This is a genomic window from Ligilactobacillus pabuli (assembly GCF_022836475.1).
Taxonomy (GTDB): Bacteria; Bacillota; Bacilli; order Lactobacillales; family Lactobacillaceae; genus Ligilactobacillus; species Ligilactobacillus pabuli.
In genome coordinates this window covers 1,186-1,424 of sequence record NZ_BQXH01000008.1, presented here as the reverse complement: position 1 = coordinate 1,424, position 239 = coordinate 1,186, and the positions used below count along the sequence as shown (strand labels likewise).

The 239-nt window shown below is 46.0% G+C and carries 1 pseudogene; it reads left to right on the top strand.

Features of this window, described 5'->3' with window-relative positions:
* Positions 1-239: pseudogene (locus LPAF129_RS05105) on the top strand (helix-turn-helix domain-containing protein); the annotation flags it as partial.

Below are 239 nucleotides of genomic sequence, written 5' to 3'. Positions count from 1 at the left end.
AATTGTCTTTGCCTACTTGAATGGAGAAGGCACCTTTGATGACCTGGCGGACAAATATGGTTTGCGTAGCCCAACTCAAGCAAAAGTCTGGGTTGCCATGTATAATGAGGATAAAACTTTGACGGCTTCGCCGTCCAGAAAGCGGGTCCCCACTATGCGTAAGCAGACGACTTTTGAAGAACGAATTGAAGTAGTTGAGTATGTGACTAAGCACAAACATTCATATGCCCAAGCCGCAG